The sequence below is a fragment of the Streptomyces sp. NPDC043861 genome, from assembly GCF_056435905.1.
Genome location: NZ_JBWKDP010000013.1, coordinates 36,142 through 53,602 on the forward strand (window position 1 = coordinate 36,142; position 17,461 = coordinate 53,602).

General features: G+C 71.8%; 11 protein-coding genes. 1 reads left to right on the top strand and 10 read right to left on the bottom strand.

Annotated elements, in window-relative coordinates; translation table 11 throughout:
• Together AC068D_RS26540 and AC068D_RS26545 are read right to left on the bottom strand one after the other, a co-directional pair.
• Window positions 1-858: a class I SAM-dependent methyltransferase gene (locus tag AC068D_RS26540; protein ID WP_478825583.1), complete on the bottom strand. Its 858-nt coding sequence runs from the start codon at window positions 856-858 to the stop codon at window positions 1-3.
• A complete protein-coding gene (locus AC068D_RS26545; protein ID WP_478825584.1) occupies window positions 855-3,356 on the bottom strand; it encodes a hypothetical protein in 2,502 nt (833 codons plus the stop codon). The genes AC068D_RS26540 and AC068D_RS26545 overlap by 4 nt, the downstream gene beginning before the upstream one ends.
• 125 nt (window positions 3,357-3,481) lie before the next feature.
• On the opposite strand from AC068D_RS26545, the gene AC068D_RS26550 reads away from it, so the two are divergent.
• On the top strand, window positions 3,482-4,696 hold the full coding sequence (locus tag AC068D_RS26550; protein WP_478825585.1) for a M20 family metallopeptidase: 1,215 nt from the start codon (window positions 3,482-3,484) through the stop codon (window positions 4,694-4,696).
• Between the two features lie 152 nt (window positions 4,697-4,848).
• Here the strand turns inward: AC068D_RS26550 and AC068D_RS26555 are convergent, their stop codons facing one another.
• The 8 genes from AC068D_RS26555 to AC068D_RS26590 are packed head-to-tail and all read right to left on the bottom strand — an operon-like array spanning window position 4,849 to window position 17,457.
• Entirely contained in the window at window positions 4,849-5,520 is a 672-nt protein-coding gene (locus tag AC068D_RS26555) for a VOC family protein (protein WP_478825586.1), read from the bottom strand.
• The gene (locus AC068D_RS26560) at window positions 5,520-6,623 is read right to left on the bottom strand and encodes an NAD(P)/FAD-dependent oxidoreductase (protein WP_478825587.1); all 1,104 of its coding nucleotides are present in this window, start codon (window positions 6,621-6,623) and stop codon (window positions 5,520-5,522) included. The genes AC068D_RS26555 and AC068D_RS26560 overlap by 1 nt, the downstream gene beginning before the upstream one ends.
• A complete protein-coding gene (locus AC068D_RS26565; protein WP_478825588.1) occupies window positions 6,595-7,677 on the bottom strand; it encodes a hypothetical protein in 1,083 nt (360 codons plus the stop codon). Before AC068D_RS26565 ends, AC068D_RS26560 begins: the two co-directional genes overlap by 29 nt.
• Window positions 7,670-8,932, bottom strand: coding sequence for a metallopeptidase TldD-related protein (locus AC068D_RS26570; RefSeq protein WP_478825589.1), 1,263 nt, complete (start codon window positions 8,930-8,932; stop codon window positions 7,670-7,672). The genes AC068D_RS26565 and AC068D_RS26570 overlap by 8 nt, the downstream gene beginning before the upstream one ends.
• Window positions 8,929-11,178: a lantibiotic dehydratase gene (locus tag AC068D_RS26575; RefSeq protein ID WP_478825590.1), complete on the bottom strand. Its 2,250-nt coding sequence runs from the start codon at window positions 11,176-11,178 to the stop codon at window positions 8,929-8,931. The genes AC068D_RS26570 and AC068D_RS26575 overlap by 4 nt, the downstream gene beginning before the upstream one ends.
• Complete coding sequence (locus AC068D_RS26580; protein ID WP_478825591.1) at window positions 11,175-12,644, bottom strand: hypothetical protein; 1,470 nt, start codon at window positions 12,642-12,644, stop codon at window positions 11,175-11,177. Before AC068D_RS26580 ends, AC068D_RS26575 begins: the two co-directional genes overlap by 4 nt.
• A complete protein-coding gene (locus AC068D_RS26585; RefSeq protein WP_478825592.1) occupies window positions 12,644-15,025 on the bottom strand; it encodes a lantibiotic dehydratase family protein in 2,382 nt (793 codons plus the stop codon). The genes AC068D_RS26580 and AC068D_RS26585 overlap by 1 nt, the downstream gene beginning before the upstream one ends.
• Entirely contained in the window at window positions 15,022-17,457 is a 2,436-nt protein-coding gene (locus AC068D_RS26590; RefSeq protein ID WP_478825593.1) for a lantibiotic dehydratase family protein, read from the bottom strand. The genes AC068D_RS26585 and AC068D_RS26590 overlap by 4 nt, the downstream gene beginning before the upstream one ends.
• Between the last annotated feature and the right edge of the window lie 4 nt (window positions 17,458-17,461).

Below are 17,461 nucleotides of genomic sequence, written 5' to 3' on the forward strand. Positions count from 1 at the left end.
TCAGCGGACGGCGAGAACGGTCCTGGTCGGGCAGGAGAACTCCAGGGAGCCGTCGGGGCCTGCGAGGACCCTCAGTGCCTCGCGCGCTTCGTCGGTCGCCTCGGCCACCCGCTCCGAGGGCACCAGGTCCCACTGCATGCGCGTGGTGACCGTCCAGGTCCAGTCGAGGTAGTCGTCGATCGTCTCGAAGCGGGACTTCGCCGGGACATGACGTATCCGGACGTCGCTGAAGCCGCTGTCCAGGAAGGCCGCCGCAGTGGACTCCTCCGAGACCAGCGGGCCACCGAGCCCGAGGACGACCTTCCACGGGTCCTCGACGCCCTCGGGGAGGTACCCGGCCAGCACCCCGGCGAGGATCTCCGCGGACTCCCAGCCCGCGGCGAGTCCGCCGTTCTCGGTGGGGAACGTCGTGGCCGCGAACCGGCCCCCGGGCCTGAGCGCGGCAGCGGCGCAGGCCAGTGCCTTCTCCGGCTCCGGCAGCAGGAAGAGGACCATGCCCGCGCTCGCCGCGTCGAAGTGCTCATCGAAGGCGAAGTCCTGGGCGTTGCCGAGCTCGGTACGGGCCCAGCCCGACACTCCGCGGGCACTGATGTCCGCGGCGCATGCGTCGACCATGCCCTGGGCCTGGTCGATGCCGAGGACCAGGCCGTCGGGGCCGACCTGATGGGCGATCGGGAACAGACAGGCGCCGCGCCCGCAGCCGATGTCGAGCACCCGCTCGCCCGGCTTCAGATCCAGCAGGTCGGCCACCATCTTGCCGAGCGGATGGAAGATCATCTGGCCTGCCGACTCGTACTGCTCGGCGGACTTGTCGTAGGCGTCCCTCACCAGGGAGGTGATGCGGATGTCCTCAGTCATGATGCGCTCTCTTCTTGATTCAGTGGATTGTTCGCCGTCGGCTGCACAAGGCAGCCGACACGGAATTCGGCACAATGTGGCATGCCGTCCACCCGCCACCACAACTCATCCGGTGTGGGCAGCATTTCGGATACGACGACTTCCCCCTCGGGAAGCCGGGCGATGTCGAGAACCGACAGCGGATCGGCGAAATCGACGTAAAGCGGCTTCGGTTCGGCCGGGTGCTTGACATAGGCGTGGCGGGGAATGCCGTGGAAGGTCCGAAGCCGCTGCACGGCCAGCCACTGCGCAAACGTGTCGCCTGCTCTTTCCGGGATGGGCACACGCCAGCGCGCACGTTGCAGCACGACCCCTTCCGCCACGATTCTCGGGGTGTACGTTCCGAGGTCCACCGGAACCGGCACCAGCGCGGGCCGGGACACGGCCCGGTGCAGCGTGGACGACAGATCCCCCGGGTACAGCAGCCGCCGCCGTCCACCGACCAGCACCGAGTCCGCCGAGGCGGGGACGACGGCCTCGGCGATCGGCACCACCTCGCTACGGTCCTTGTCCGACAGACCACTCAACTCAATGGCAACGCCGGGCAGTTCGGGGGTCACATGGGCGCTGCGCCGGCGGGAGACGATGGTCGCGGCCGTCCCCGGGGGGACGATGCGTTCCACCCGCCCGGTGAACTCCGCCCACAGCCCGTCCGGGTCGCTGTGCAGCGGCCGTTCCAGACCGCCGAAGACGGAGCTGCAGTCGTCGTGCATCTCGGAGAGCACCCAGGTGGCAGTGGCCGGGTCCGGACCCGCGGCCATCAGGTCCGGGCTGGGCAGGCACGCGTCCTCGGGACCGTAGGACACGGTGTCCCACAGCGGCGCCAGTGCCTCCTCCAGTGCGCTCCGGCTCAGCTCGACGAGGGGCGGACGGCCACCGTCCCTGCCGACTGCCTCGGCCGCCTGTGCGACCAGACGGCGGAGCACGGCATCCAGCCGGTCCCGCCGGTCCGTGCGTGCGGGAATCTCACGGGTGGCCAGCGCCGCCAGCGAGGCGGGAGCGCCCCGGAGCGTGTCACGCAACGCGTCGCGGGCGTCCTCCCGCGCCAGCAGGGCCGCGAGGAACGAGAGGGGGAACACGGCCTGTGTGACCTGGCGGATCCGGTCGACGACGGGTGCACCGAAGCCGACCCGCTCGCTCAGCGGGCTCGACCTGTCCTCGTGGAACAGCTCACGGTCGGCGTAGTGCTGACCGCTGTTGCGGGAGACGTCCCCGCCGACCTGTTCGCAGGCGCCCTGTGCCGCTGACAGGTGCCCGGCACGCTGGGGCCAACCGGCCTCCGCGTACTTGTCGCGGGCTTCTGCGAGTTCGGTGATCGTCGCCGTGGGGTGATCGGCGGCCAGCCTGGTCAGTGCGTGCAGCTCGGTCGCGGGGAGGCGCCAGGGTGAGACGACCAGGGCCGGCCCCAGCGCCTTCACCAGCTTCGCCGCGTACTCCCCGGATGCCTCGGCCGACCCGGGCCCGGGAGCGACTCCGGCCGCGACCAGGAGCACGTCCAGACGGCTTCCCGGCCCGGCCGCGGCAGCGCGCCACAGGGCCAGCGCGGGAGCGGCGACCTTGAACCTGCGGCCGTCCACGGCCCGTTCCAGTACCCGGGAGGAATCCGGCTGCCGGAAGAGCGGGCTCGGCCAGACGTGCTGGAGCGTCAGCGGGACTTCGCGGGCGGCCGTCTCCCGCAGCTGCTCCACGAGCCAGGCACTCGCCTCCACCACGACCTTCTCCCGGCCCGGCGGGCCGACGAGCACGGCCTGCTCCTGTTCCGGCAGCAGCCGGCCGAAGAGCACCGGGCCGAAGAACGACACCGTCTCGCACTTGGTGGCGAAACGGCGCAGATAGCGGTGCAGGGTGTCCACCCGTCGGCGCAGAGCACGTGGCAGGACGGCCCCGTTCTGCTCGTCGGCCCACCCCGGATGGGCCAGTGGCGGGGTTTCGAGCGCGGTGCGGAAGAACGCCGGATTCGACACGAACACGGCGTGCCCGAAGGCATCGAGGCCGGCGGCCTGCGCCGTACGCAGCCGGGCCCGGTGCAGCGCTGCGCCGAACTCGTCCCGGGCTCCTTCCAGTTGCTCGCCGAGGGCGGCAACAAGTGTGTTCCAGCCAGAGGCCCAGTCCGGCCTCCCGGTCGCTGCGAGAATCCCCGCGCACCGCTCGTCCAGGGGTGCACCCTCCTCGACCAGCCGACGGCAGCTCTGCAGGGCCCGCAGCGAGCGCTGTCGCGGTTCCACGTCGCGTACGGCCTCACGCAGCCCCGGCCAGAGATCGTCCAGGAAGCGCATGCGCTCCGCGGCCACGGCGTCCTCCGCCGCCAGCACCCCGGCCGCGGTGTCGAGCAGCTCCGCGGAGGCGAGCCCGTCCAGGAGACCGACCGGAAAACCCGTCGCCCGCAGCAGCGACCAGGGCATTGTCTCGACGGAAAGTTCCCCGCTTCCCGCGCGCACGTTCCACGTCAGTGAAGCCATGTCAAATCTCCTGACTGGTCTCGCTTTTCGCCCGCAGCTCCGGTAGGAAATAGATGACTCGCACAGCTGCCGGCCCCACAGTTGCCGGCGAGCCTGTTACCGGTATTCCGGAGGAAAAAGTGCAGATGAGGATTTCGCCTCGGACAATGCGTCGTTGCGGCGACACGGTGAACCGCGCCGAGGAAAAGCTGATCGCCCTGTCGAGGAGTATTCACGCCGAGCCGGAAACGGCATTTCAGGAGTATCGGAGCGCGGCCAAGGTGAGCGGCCTGCTGCGGAAGGAAGGATTCGAGGTCGAAGCCGGCGTCGGGGGCCTGGAGACCGCGTTCACCGCCCGCTTCGGAAGTGGTCCGCTGACGGTGGGACTGTGTGCGGAGTACGACGCCCTGCCGGGCCTCGGCCATGCCTGTGGACACAACATCATCGCCGCGTCCTCGGTGGGCGCGGCCCTGGCGCTGCGTGACGTGGCCGACGAACTCGGCATCACCGTCCTGGTGGTGGGGACCCCGGCCGAGGAGGAGGGCGGCGGAAAGATAACGCTGCTGGAGGCCGGGGTCTTCGACGAGGTGTCGATGGCGATGCTCGTGCACCCCGCCCCCGAGGACAACTGCGCCCCCAGTCCGCTCGCGCTGGTCGAGCTCGAAGTCCGTTACACCGGCCGGGAGTCGCACTCCGCGCTCGCCCCGCACCTGGGCATCAACGCGGCGGACGCCCTGACCGTCGCCGAGGTCGCCGTCGGTGTGGGCCGCCAGCACTTCGAGCCGAGGCAGCAGGTGCACGGCATCGTCACCCGGGGCGGCGAGGTGCCCAATGTGGTGCCCGCCCACACCAGCGCCCTCTACAACCTGCGCGCAGCCGACATGGAATCGCTGAGTCGCCTCGAGGCCCGTATCAAGGCCTGCTTCGAGGCCGGGGCCGTCGCCACGGGCTGCACGCACGAGATCCTGTCCACGCCCGCGTACGCCGAACTGGTGCACGACCCCTTCCTGGTGGAGGCCTATCGGGCGGCAGCCGTCGAACTGGGCCGCCCCCTGGTGTCCAGGGAGGAGGAGCGCACCATGCCCACCGGCAGCACCGACATGGGCAATGTGAGCCGGACCCTGCCCAGCGTGCATCCGAGCATCGCCATCGACTGCGGGGACGCGGTCAACCATCAGCCCGAGTTCGCCGCGGCGTGCGTGACGCCCGGCGCCGACCGTGCACTGTTGCAGGGAGCCGTCGCGCTCGCCTGGACCGCGGCGCAGGCCGCCCAGGACGACCGCACCAGGGAACGGCTCCTGGCAGGGCACCGGGAACGCCTCGGTGCGGAGGGGGCACCGGCGCAAGGCGCACCGGAATAGGGACGCTGCGCCGGCCCCCGGCCGCCCATGGCCGCACAGGCGGGAGAACCCGCGTCGCCGGGAGTCGCCGGCGACGCGCGCGCCACGGCCTGCGCGGCCGGGCAGCGTCGGCGGGGACTCCTCGTCCCGATGACGATCGGAATGACCGGGATTCACGGCAGCCGCACCACGGTCTCGCCCTCGGCGGTGTCGATGTGCACCGCGGAGATCCGTGGCCCGGCGGCCCGGTCGACGGTGACGGGCAGTGTTCCGAGGCCGGGCCATCGCTCCGCCCAGCCCTGTTCCTGCGCCGGACCCGTTTCAAGGCGTCGCAGCGCCCTCGGGCACACCCGGTGTCCCGCGGCCTTGAGATCGCCCGCCACCCGTGCCGCGCGCGCCTCGGGATTGCCGTAGCTGAGGAAGAACGGCAGCACCCGGCTGCGCCACGACAGGTCGAACGCCGCCTCCGCCCACGGCACGCGTCCACCGTCCGCACGGACGGACTCGCCGCGGAACAGATCCGGATCCGTCCCCGTGACCTGCTCCACCTCATGTGCGGTGGAGTCGATGTCGCTGGTGAGAGCAGCCCAGTTGAGGAAGGCCGGGCCGTTCGCGGTCCGCTCGAGGAACAGGCGCCCGAAGTCGCTTCCGGCCAGCTTCTCCTCGTCGTCGGTGACGAGCAGCTCCAGATACTGGACGTCCGGCGTGTCGAAGGGCACCACCCAGCTCGCCGTGCCGTCCGGGTTGGGACTGCCGTCCGTGATGCCGAACCCATACTGCTCCCACAGCAGTTCACGCAGCGGCTCGACGGTCCGCGCGCCCAGGATCACATGGTCGATGCGCATCACGCGGCACCACCCAGTGCATGGGAGGGGCACATGCTGTACGGGAGGGCTTCCCAGTCGTCGCCGATCAGTCCGGCCGCCATGCCCTTCCCGGTGCATCGTGCGGACAGCAGCCCGTGCCCGGCGTGGCCCGCAGAGAGGAAGATCCTCTCGCTTCCGGGCAGCGCCCCAGCCAGCGGCCGCCCGGTACCGGACACCGGCCGCAGTCCGGCGCGCAGCTCCACGGGAACGGAATCCCCGAGCCCGGGCATGGCGGTGGTCGCGAACCTCAGCAACTGTGCGATGCCCTGGGTGGTCACGTGCTCGGCGAAGCCGGCGTCCTCCTCCGTCGCCCCGACGATCACGTCGTCACCGACACCGGGCGCGAGGTAGTACGCGGAGGAGAGGATGCAGGTCAGCTTCTCATCGGTACGCAGTACGGCCATCTGGCCCCGCTGCGGACGGACTCCGGTGGCCTCGGCCAGACCCTTGCCGGAGCTCCATGCCCCGGCGGTGATCACCACCCGGTCGGCACGGACCGTCCCCTTGCCGGTCACGACGGCGACGCCCGTGCCGTCCTCCCGCACGTCCTGCACCGTGCTGCCCTGCCGCCAGTCGACGCCCTGGTCGACACAGCGGCGGCGCACGGCCTCCAGATAGCGGCGGCCGTCGATCATCAGACCGCTCTCGTCGAGGAGATAGCGCCTGCTGGGGGGAAGCCTGAGCCCGGGTGTGACGGCCGTGAGCTCGTCCCCCTCGACCCAGGCACCGACGCCCAGGCCGTCCAGTACTTCGCCGTACGTCTCGACATCGGTCTCGCGCAGCGCGCGCAGGATGGGCCGGGCGACGCTGAACACGCCGTACTCGGGCTCCAGCCGGGCGACATCGGCGTCCAGATCCTGCTTCGCCGTCCGCAGCCAGTCGTAGAACTCCCGGTCACCGAGGTAGCGCAGTGAGGGTACGGCCACTCCGGCAGCCCGGTTGGTGGCGTGCCCCGGCACTTCGCCGGAGTCGAGCACGAGGACCGAAGCACCCCGGCTGCTCAGTTCCTCCGCGAGGCAGGCCCCGACGATCCCGCCGCCGACGAGCGCGAAGTCATGGGGTGATGACGGTGACGACGGCATGTCCTGCACCTTCCAGTTCGGCTGCGCCGGCGAGTACCAGCGAGCGGGTGGTCACGTCGCTGTCGCTGTGGACAGCCATGGGCGGGCCGGCCAGGCCCCGGGCCTGGCGCAGCAGATGGACGGGTTTGCCCCGCAGCACGACGGAGAACCAGGCGTCGGGGCGGTCCGCGGTCCTGGCCAGGCACTGAAGGCGAACGGTGCCGTCGCCGTGGTAGCGCTGAAGGCCCTCGACGCACCAGACGAGTTCCACCGCCTCCGGTGGCATCCCGGTTGCCGGTCCGGTGAGTTCGAGCCGGGCCAGCTGCGGCGGACCGAACGCGGCGGTGTCGTGGTCCCAGACGGCGCGACCGAGCGGGATCCCCTCGCTGAGCGCAGACGGCGGGCAGATCCTGCCGGCGTCCACGAGCGTCGTGGCGCCGGCCGGGTTGCCGAGGTCGTCCCGTGCGGACCCGGGCGGAGCCGCCGGCAGATCGCGCAGCGTCAGTGGTGGCAGCACACGCCGGCCGGAGAGCCGTTCAGCGGTGGCCCGGCCCCCGCGCGAGGTGAGCGAGAAGGCGGCTCCGGCGACGACCACTGCGGCGGGGGAGGGCCGGAGCACCAGTGGCCTCTCCCTCCAGTCGTCCGGCGGCCCGGCGTCGTCGAACGGCTCCGGCAGCGCGGCGAGTCCGTTCCACGGCAGCGCAGCCCCCAGCCCGGTCGGATCCCCGTAACCGCTCGTCCCGAGGAGCACCGGCCCGCCGGACGTCTCCACGCGGGCCAGGAGCTCGGCCCGCCGCGCCACCAACAGGCCGTCGTCGTCGCGCCATTCGTGGACCGTGGCCACTGCGCTCTGCAGCCCTGTGACCTCGGACGCGGCCCGGGCGGCGGCCTCGGTCAGCAGCAGCCCCGCGTCCTTGCCGACCTCGTCGGCGAGGGGCGCGGCCGGCCGCCGGGAGCCGGTGACCCGGCCCGATGCGTCGCGTTTCAGCCGCACGCTGTCGAGCGATACGGTCAGCCGGTCCGCGCCGGGGGCGGGCGTCAGAAGACCGGAGGCGCGCACACGTGTCTCATGCATGGGCCACCGCCCGCAGATCGACCAGCCCCGCCGGAAGCCGGAACCCCGCGTTGGCGAACGACACGAGAACCGGGAACTGCCCCAGCTTTCCGCACCCTCCGGTCGCACGCAGATATGCGGCGGTCCGGTGCTCGTACGGACGCAGCCCGGCAAGCACCCGCGCCCCGTTGCCCGTCACCCGGAGAGGGCCGAGCCGGGCGGCGCTGCCGTCCGCGCGGTGCAGCAGGGAGAAGGGGGCGTGGAAGACGAATGCGCCCGACGCGATGTTCATCATCTCCAGTCGCAGCCCATAGGGAGCGATCCAGTCGCCCGCGGGCGGCTCGACATCGGTACCGGGTTCGATCACGGCGGCGGTGTGGGTCATCCGAGGGATGGCCGGATGCCGGTAGCTCTGCTTGCGTCCGTGTCCCGAGCCTGGCGTGCCGAGCCGGGCGGCGAGGGCCAGGTCGGTCATCGGCTGCCCCACGGTGCCCCGGTCGATCAGCCGGACCGTGCGACAGACCGTGCCCTCGTCGTCGAACGGACTGCGGTACCCGGGCCCGGACTGCCGACCGCCGTCGAGCACCGACAGCCATGCGGGGGCCACGTCCTGACCGGCCAGAGCCCCGAGATAGCTGGTGCCCGAGGCGACCACATCGGCTTCCATGGGGTGGCCCACGATTTCGTGGAAGAACGCCCCGGCGAGGCCCGGAAGCAGCACGAGGTCGGCTCCTTCGGGCAGTTCACTCACGCGCGGCAGCGCGAGCCGGCCGCGTATCGCGTCCGCCGTACGCACGGCTGTCTCCCGCAGTCCCCGTGGACCCCCTCCCGCCTGCTCGCACAGGACGGACCGGGAGTGGGCGGTGCCGTCGCCGCCCGTCAGCCGTACCTCCAGGGTCGTGACGATCCGTTCCGCGGTGCTGATGCGCTCCGGGCTGCCCGCGGCGACATGCTGCTGGGCCACACCGAGGGTGAGCGCGGCGCCGGTCTCGGCGGCGATCGCGGCGAGTTCGGCACGGAGCTCCGGCGTCAGGTCGAACACGGGCCGCGTCTGGACCTCGCGCAGGGTTCTTGCGGCTTCGGTGCCGGCCTCGGCGGATCCGGAGCCCAGCAGGGCGTCGTCGTCGGCGAAGCGGTGCTCGGTGAAGCCGTCGCCGAGATGCCTCTCGACACTCATGCCCCGGACCGAGGACCGCCCGGTGGTGGTGGAGCCGTCCGGCAGGACATCGGCGCGCAGCCGCAGGGAGTGCTCGGCGAAGAGGGTGGTGTGCGTCATGACTGCTCGCTCCTGCCGATGATCTGCATCCGCAACTCACTGGTGTACCGCCGTCCTTCGGCGTCACGGAGCCAGAGATCCTCGGGCCCGGGCGCCATGCGCTCCACGCCGAGCCGGTCCGCGCCGCGCGCCACATGGCCGATCAGGTCGGCCGCCAGGGGGGAGGCCAGGTCGATCAGATACGGCTTGCGTTCGTGTGCACTGCGGCAGAAGACGAACCGGCCACCGGTGTGACGCGCCAGGCGCCGCAGTCCCAGAAAGCGCGCGGAAGGCTCCGGTGCCACCAGCGTCCCCGCCGGCACCTGCCATCGTGAGCGCTGCAACACCACACCCCCCAGAGCGACTTCGGGCTGTGCACCGTCGGCGGTGAAAGTGGGGTGCAGCACCTGGGGATGCGAAAGAGCAGCGATCGGCGCGTACTTGACGAAGTCGCTCAACGGCACGTAGGCGGTGACCGGGTGGCCTTCCGGATCGCTCAGGGTGATCGCGTCGGGCCCGATGCGGACCCGCAGGTCCTCGGGCTTCAGCAGATCCGCAGAGCCGTGGTCCGACCAGGTCAGCGGGCGCATCGCAACCTCACGGCCGGGGAAGCGGTAGTAGCCCTTGTTGCGGCGGCCGAAGTCGAGTCCGACGACGGCCCCTTCCTGTCCCGCCGTCCACTCGGCGGCATCCGCACCGAGGCGCGCCGGATCCGGGTGCATCGTGCCCAGCCAGCTGCGAACGAGCAGATGGTGATGTGCGCGGGAGAGAACGAGCGGGGCGCCGTCGAGTCCGTCGGCGTCCCGCGCGCCCGGGCACAGGTCGACCACCGCGTACCGGTCGCCGTCGAGGGCCTCGGCCTCCTTGGTCAGCCGTTCGACCTCGGCCCGCCAGTCGGCGCCCGGGTAACCGGGGGCGTGCGTCGCCTGGAACGTACTCGTGGAGTCCGACCGGCTGACGGCCGCCCGGGTTGCGTACGCGAGGAGATCCAGCTCCACGGCCGGCCCGTCCGGCCCGTCCATGAAGGCGGCACGGACCGCTCCGGCCGCAGCGGCCTGTGTCGCATGACCGTGCGCCGCGCACACCTCCATCACGGGTGCGAGCTGCTCCTCCCAGCGGCGGATCAGCCCGGCGCCGAGGGTGAGGGAGAAGGGGGAGGCACACTCCTCGAAGAAGACGGCTCGGTCGGCATACGCGGCGCCCGCACCCCGGCGGGCGGGCCTGCCGGTGACCTCCGTGAACAGCTTCTCCAGCGCGGTGACCGTGGCGGCCTTGCGCTCGAGCGGCTGCTCCGCCAATTCGCCCAGCAGAGCCATCAGTTCGCCGATTCGGCCCAGCCACCGCTCGCGCGCTGGTGAGTTGGGCAGCGCGGAGAGCTGTCCGTGCAAGGTCGCGAGAGGCTCCAGATCGTAGTCGCCCCCGCCCAGGCCGACGGTGACGGCCTCCGTGGCCACCAGCCGCATCAGTGTCCGCGCCACCTCGCGGGCCGGCTGCCCATCCGTACGGACCAGATCGCGGAAGAAGGTGCCGCCCGGTGCCATCAGGGACAGCAGCGGCTCGGCCGATGGGTCGCCCCGGCCGGTGGCGTGGAACGCGAGATGCGGCAGGATCTTGGGGTCTCGGGCAATGGCGGTGGTGAGCGCACGCGCCGCCCAGTGGGAGAAGAAGACCTTCCGCGCGCGGGGCACGTCCTCGCGCAGTTCGGCCCCGTCGCCGGGACCCACCGAGCCGTAGGCCATGGGCCCGAAGAAGCTCACCGTCTCGTTCTTCGCGCAGAACCGCTGCACGTACGTGTACATCTGCCGCCGCACCCGGCGCCAGCGGGAGGTCAGCGCCCCGTCGTGCGCCAGCAGCGGGAGCAGCATGTTGCGGTACGCGTCAGGGTTGGACAGGAACACGGCCTCGGAGATGCCCGGGGTGGCCAGCAGCTGCCGCAGCTGTTCGCCGGCCCGGTCGTCGGCCTGCCGGTAGGCGAGTGCATAGCGCCCCTGCGCGTCACCCCAGGCGCGTACCGCCGCGCTCCAGCCCGGCCCGCCGGATGCCGGCAGCTGCTGCACGCGCCCTCGCAGCACATCGGCCCGCAGGGCCTGCGCCCGCTGACCGCTGAACTGTGTCTCCACGAGTTCCAGCACGGTGCGCTCGTGGTCGAGGACCTCGTCGGCGAGCTCCAGCAGGGAGCCGGGCGCGCCCAGGTCCTCCAGCCAGTCGAACGGCATGCCCGCATGGCGCAGGATGAACTCCCGCCCGATACGCCACTGTCGGCTCACTGGTCCCTCCGCATCGCACCGGCCTGGATCAGCCGGCCGGTCAGTTTCGTACGGACCGCAGCGCTCAGCCGGTCCAGGACGGCGGTGTCGCCGGACGCCAGCCGCTCCACCACGGGCGTCAGTTTCGGATGGAGCCGGAAGGCGCTGCCGGTCCTCAGATTCACCACGAAGGAACCGGCCCCCTGGCCGTCCGGACCCTGCCCTTCCTCGGCCACCACGGCGGCCGACGGCTCCCATACGGGGGGCTCGGACGCAGGAGTGAGGACGCAGCAGGCGAAGCGGCCCGGATACAGCTCGGTCCGTGTGCCGAGTTCGGCGTTGAGAGCGCCGATCGTGGTGGTGCGATCGGTGGAGTCGAGCGACCCCGGGGCGCTGAACCGGTCCCAGCGCGGCAGGTCATGGCCCGGGGAGCCGATGCGGGTCAGCGGGACTCCGTCCCAGGTGTCCGGGACGTCATGGCCCCGCGCCGCACGCAACCGGAACGGGCTCAGTCCTGCCGGCCGCGGGCCGGGGCCGGACAGCAGCCACCGGGCGGTGGCCCCGGCCTCGTCGGCGCCCACACCGGGGGCGCCGACGAGCAGTTCGACGGCCAGTCTCTCCTCCCGGGCCATTTCCAGGACTCGCCGCAGGTCGGTGCGGGTGCCGTTCGTACCCGTCACCGCGTCCCAGGACGACAGCCGGGCCACTGTCAGCGCCGCACCACGGCACTCCCGCCACGCCTCTTCCGGCAGCAGCGCGGCCTCCTCGGGCTCCAGCCACCCCGCCCATGGCCCCTCGGCCCGCCAGTCGGCGGCGCGGCGCACCCAGCCGACCGGAGTGCCGTCGCCGGACCACTGCTTGCGCAGTCGCCATGACGGGGTCCAGTCGTCGAAACCTGCGGCTGCTGAGAACGGGTCCAGAGCTCGCAGTGCCTCCCGGTGCTCGGCGGCGAACCGTCCGCACAGCACGACTCGTTCGGGGCCGAAGGCCTTCATGAGGGCTGCGGCGGCAGGAAGTTGCTGATCCGTCTCGACCAGCAGATGGACACGGCGCCCGGGTGCGAGGGCGCGGGCCCGCACGGTCTCGGCCCCCAGCAGCGCGGTTCGCGCGGCGGCGGACACCACATCCGCGCCCGACTCGGTGGTGCCGTCGACGATCTCCACGTCGTCCGCCGCGAGCCGCAGCGCAGGGTCGTTCTCACCGGCCAGCCGCAGTGCCATGCCCATGGCCCGCAGACGGCCCGCGTCATGGCTCCCACGAGCCGTGATCACAGCGGCTGCCCGCGCGAACAGTGCTTTGGTACGGCTCCCGGCGGCCTCGTCCTCGGCGCGCGGCTCCAGGCCGTATGCGTCGGCCAGTGCCCGGAGGCTGTCGACGCCCGCGATGCGGTCGATGAACTCCGCGTTCAGGTCGAGCAGTTCGTCCCCCGGCTCCGTTTCCGGTTCAAGACTCGGATCGAACAGTGGAGGGATCACCACATGCCGCATCACTGCTCACCTCCGGCCCGCAGGTACACACAGCGCAGCTCGGAGGCGAAACGCAGTTCACCGTCACGGAGCCAGGCGTCCTCGGGCGCGGGCAGGGCTTCGGAGACCACCAGTTGTTCGGCGGTGCCCGCCAGCCGGGCCAGCCCCTTGAGCAACTCGGGACTCGCGGTGTCCACGTACACCGGCTTGCGCTCGGCCGGCGACTTCACGAAGAAGCGCCGGGGCAGGCCGCGCGCACGCACCAGTCGGGCCGACTCCAGCAGCCGGTCGTCTTCCCGCCGGCTGCTGTGGGCGTCGAGAACCACGGAGCTGGGCAGTGTCCAGCGGCGCCGGGAGAACACCACGTTGCCCCAGCGCAGCCGCGGTACGTGCGGCAGATCGGGCAGCACGGGACGACGGATCCGGGGGAGCGCGAGCGCGGTGTGAACGGCGGTGTCGAGCTCACCGTTGTGGAACAGGAGGCTCTGCCCCGGACGGGCGTCGCTGCGCAGCACGACGCGTTCCCCGTCACTGTCCAGCCACAGCTGGTCCAGGCCGATGCGCTCCCGGTCCGCGGTGGCCGTGCCGCCCAGTTCCAGTACCACACCGGGGAACTCCAGCGGCGGCAGACCGGTAGTGCGCCGCGAGATCACATTGACGGCCACCTGGTCACCGAGTGCTCGGCGCACAGCTGCGTCCCGCCCGGCCAGCAGTTCGGCGGAGTCAGGATGGAACTGCAGCGCCCAGGGAGTGAGCAGCGCCGCGTCGTGGATGTCACCGAGCACGAGCGGGGTCGACCCCGGGACGTACCCCGCCAGATCGGGCGCGGCGATCAGGACGTCGATGGAGCACAGGACCGGGGCCGAGGGCGGGGGCGGAACGGACAGCAGTCCCGCCACGTCGAGTTCGTCCAGGTCCTCGCCGGCAGCGGCGACGACCCTGCCGAGCTCGGCGCCGAGCGCCCCGCCCGGTTCGATGGACAGCCCGGCGCAGTCGCGCAGGGCGCGCACGAGAGGGATCCTGCCCGGTCCGAGCCGGGAAGCGACCGCCCGGTTGGTGCGTGCGCGGGTCAGTTCGGCCTCATGCGCCAGCAGACCGAGGACGGGTGCGACCGCGTCGCACATGTCATGGGCGAGCCGTCCACGGACGTCCAGCTCGGCCGTGCCGACGGCGGCCTCGTGGATGATGACGCGGTCGTTGTAGAAGCGACTGCGGCTCGCCGGGCCTTCGCCGACCGGCAGCAGCGACTCCAGTTCCGCCTGGACGGTCAGTTTCCGTTCGGGTGGCGCCCACGGGTAGCCGTCGAGCAGTTCGAGCACCTTGACGAGCAGAGCCCTCACCGCGGCGGCGCGGCCGGCTGTCTCGGCATCGGAGGCGTCGATGCGCTCCAGGGTCCAGCGCAGCGGATCGACCACGGTCGCCGGCGGGCACAGCGTGTGCGTCAGCACCCCCTTCGCCACCGCAGCGACGAACGCCTCAACCGCCTCCTGCGTTCCGGCGCCGGCCGCCGTCGCGATGTCGGCCACGGTGCGTGTGCCGTCGGCCTCCCGGACCAGCACGGCGGAGAGTCCCGTACCCCGGGGCGTGCGCGACGTGGTCTTGCGCACCGGCACAAGGTGCCCGGCCAGTGCTTCGTCGCCCAGCAGCATCGCCTGCACACCATCGTTGACACGCGCGGCGGTGTGGGCCTGGCGGACCCGGATCTCTCTGTGGCCTTCCCAGACGAGCGTCGTCGGAGCATCGGACCGGGGGCTGATCCGGCCGTAGTTGATGGGTCCGAAGAAGCTCATCGTCTCGCTCTTGGACGCGAGTCGCTGTGCGTACGAGGCGAGTTGTCGGCGGATGCGGCCGCCTGTCGCGCCCCTGACCAGATCGCGGTGGACGGCGGGGGAGGAGCAGACGATGGCATCGTTCACGCGCGGGTCCGTGCGGATGGCCGAAAGAGCCTCTTCCACGGTTGTGGCGTCGGCCTCGACCGTGGAGGAGATGCGTGCACGGGCCGCGGTCACCTTTTCGGCCGTGGCGTTCCACTCGGCCAGCCAGTCGGCGGGGAACGTGTCCGAGGGCGGCAGTTCGCGCAGATTGCGCAGCTTGCTCTGCTGACCCCGGGTGAGGCGCCCCGAGGGGTGCAGTCGTGACGCCACCTCGGCCGCCTGCTCCTCGAGTGCGAACAGCTCGTCGAGGAGCAGGCGGGTCTGCTCGTAGGCCAGTCCCTCGACCATCTGCCAGGGGAACCCGGCGCTGCGGAGCACAACGGTGGGCAGCAGGTCCCAGCCGTGCCCCGAAGTCGCAGCTGCATCGGTACCGGCGGAAACCGTGGAGTCGGCGGCACCACTGGAATCCGCCGAGCCGGGGGAGCAGGGAGAACCGGAGGAGCCGGAGGAACGAGGGAATTCAGTCACGACGACGCTCTCTTCATGGCAATCCGGAACTCCGAGGTCACGGGTGTCCCGCCGTGGCGCAGCCACAGCGCGTCCGGCGCGGGCCGCATCTCGGCCAGTGACACCGTCGGGCTCTCGCCGGCCAGCACCATCGCCACCAGCGCGTCGATGGCCAAGGGGTTGTCCAGATCGATCCCGACCGGCTTCGGCTCGTGCGCCAGGGACGCGAAGCAGAACCGGGGCAGGCCGGTCCGTGCCCGCAGCGACTGCACGGCGAGGAAGGCGGCGGCAGGGTCGCGTACGGCGTCGACACCGAGGTCTGCGCGGTCGAACCACCAGCGGGCCCGCTGAACGATCAGATCGCCGACCCTGATCCGTGGCGCGAAGTTCCCGAACCTGACCAGCGGCAGTGCCACTCCCGGGGCGGCGAAGGCCCGCAGATGGACATGGTCGTCCTCACCCGCGTACAGGGTCAGTTCGCCGTCCGGGGTGCGCAGCCGGGGCGTACCGTCGACGAGGACGGCCGTCAGCTCGGTGAGCGGCACGGTCCGGTCCCTGTCGTCGGTGGCCACCGACGTGATTTCGACGAAGCGTCCGGGGAACCAGTCGGCGACGAGGCCCTTGTGGCGTCTCCGGCGGATCACCGTGGCAAGTCGTTCCCGACCGCCCCACGGCTCCAGTCCTGTGGCGAAGTCGTCCAGCATTCGGTCCTGTTCGTCGTTGAACAGCCCCTGCGAGCCCCAGGCGAAGACGTACGGGTGCAGCTCGCCGAGCACCAGCAGCTCGGTGCCGTCGGGCCGGGTCTCCAGCATGAGGTCCGGGCTGACGAACCGGTGCCGGCCCGGTTCCGGCCCGAGATCCGCCAGTTCGGCCGGGGTGAGCCGGGCCTCCTGCCCGTGCACACCGGCCTCCACCAGCTCCGTGAAGGTCCGCTCGAATGCGGTGAGCGGGCCGGCCAGGGCATCGAGTCCGCCCGCTTCGACGGACGTGTGGACGCGGCGGATCAGCTCGTCGTAAGGCATCGAGTCCGTACCCGCCGCGCGCATGATCTGCGCACACAGCTCGGCCGCCGCATGCTGCTGGAGTTCACCGAAGCGCGCGGCCACGTTCAGCACGGGCCCGAGCTGGTCCTCCCAGCGTCGTGCCACGTCACCGCCGACCACCACGGGGCTCTGGTCGCCCTTGGCGTCCAGGGACACCACGAGCCGGTCGGCGTACATCCGGCCGCCGGCGCGACGGGCGTCGACCTCGGTGAGCGCGGTGAAGCACTCCTCCACCCGCGCCAGGGCAGCGGCCCTGGCGCGATGGCCCCCGGCCGCGGCGTACGCATCGGCCAGGTCACGCAGTTCGCGCAGGCGGTCGGGCCAGTCGGTGCCGTCCGCGTACCGCTCGGCCCAGGAGATCAGCCAGTCCAGCGGGCGGGCCGCGGTGGACGGCGGTTCCGGCCAGAGCCGTACGGCCCCGGCCTGCCGCAGGCGGTCCAGGATGCGGCGTGCCTCCACGAGGCCGATGTCCGCCAGCGCCGCCAGATCCTGGGCGGACCGCAGGCCGTCCACCCCTTCGGCGAGCCGCCACCGAGCGCCCGACAATCCGATCCGACGGCCATCAGCAGTCCGGATCGTTCCCGAACCGGTGGCTGCGGGCTCCCTGTGACAGGAAGGGAGCCACATCACGGGCGGACGGTCCCGGACATCCGGATCGGTGCCGATGAGCCTGGCCAGCTCGCACACGGCCCAGAAGGCGGTCTGGGCCTCCAGGAAGTGGAACCCGGAATCGGTCTCCGGCCCCAGGGCCGTCCCTGCGGCCGCGTGATCGATCCTGCCGTGGACCAGCGGCCCGAAGTAGCTGGTCGTCTCGTTCTTCGCCCCGAGCCGCTGACCGTAGAGATAGACCCGGCGGTAGAAGGACCGGTCCTTGGCGCGATTGCGGCCCGCAGGGGCGTCCCGCTGCTCCCAGCCGTCGATCCAGCGCACCACCTCGGTGTGGAACGAGGGCGACAGCTGCAACAGGGCGTCGCACACCCGCTCGTCACGAAGCAGGTCACGAACCCGCTCCGGTCGCCGCAGCGCCTCCTCGGACAGCGCTCCCGTCATGCGCCGAGCGGCCTCCTGCTGAATCGAGTGCGCCGCACGGTAGTCCGAGACCGCCGAGGCGAGGCCGCCGGTGGACGGACCCGGCTCCACGAGCAGCCTGCGGCCCACCCGGCTGCGCAGCTTCGAGAGTTCACGCAGCTGCGCCCGGTCCGTCTCGCGGTCGGCACGTGCGACGGTCTTGGCGATCACCTCCTGCAGTCGGGTACGGCTCTCCTCGAACCGCCCCGCCGCCTCCCGGTACTCCGCCGCCGCCGTGAGGGCGGGACCGTCACCCAGGGCGGTCAGCAGCTCGATGCCGAAGCCCGCCCTCCGTAGCAGCAGCCGTGGGTACAGCTGCCATCCAGTCGCTTCGTCCGCCATGGCC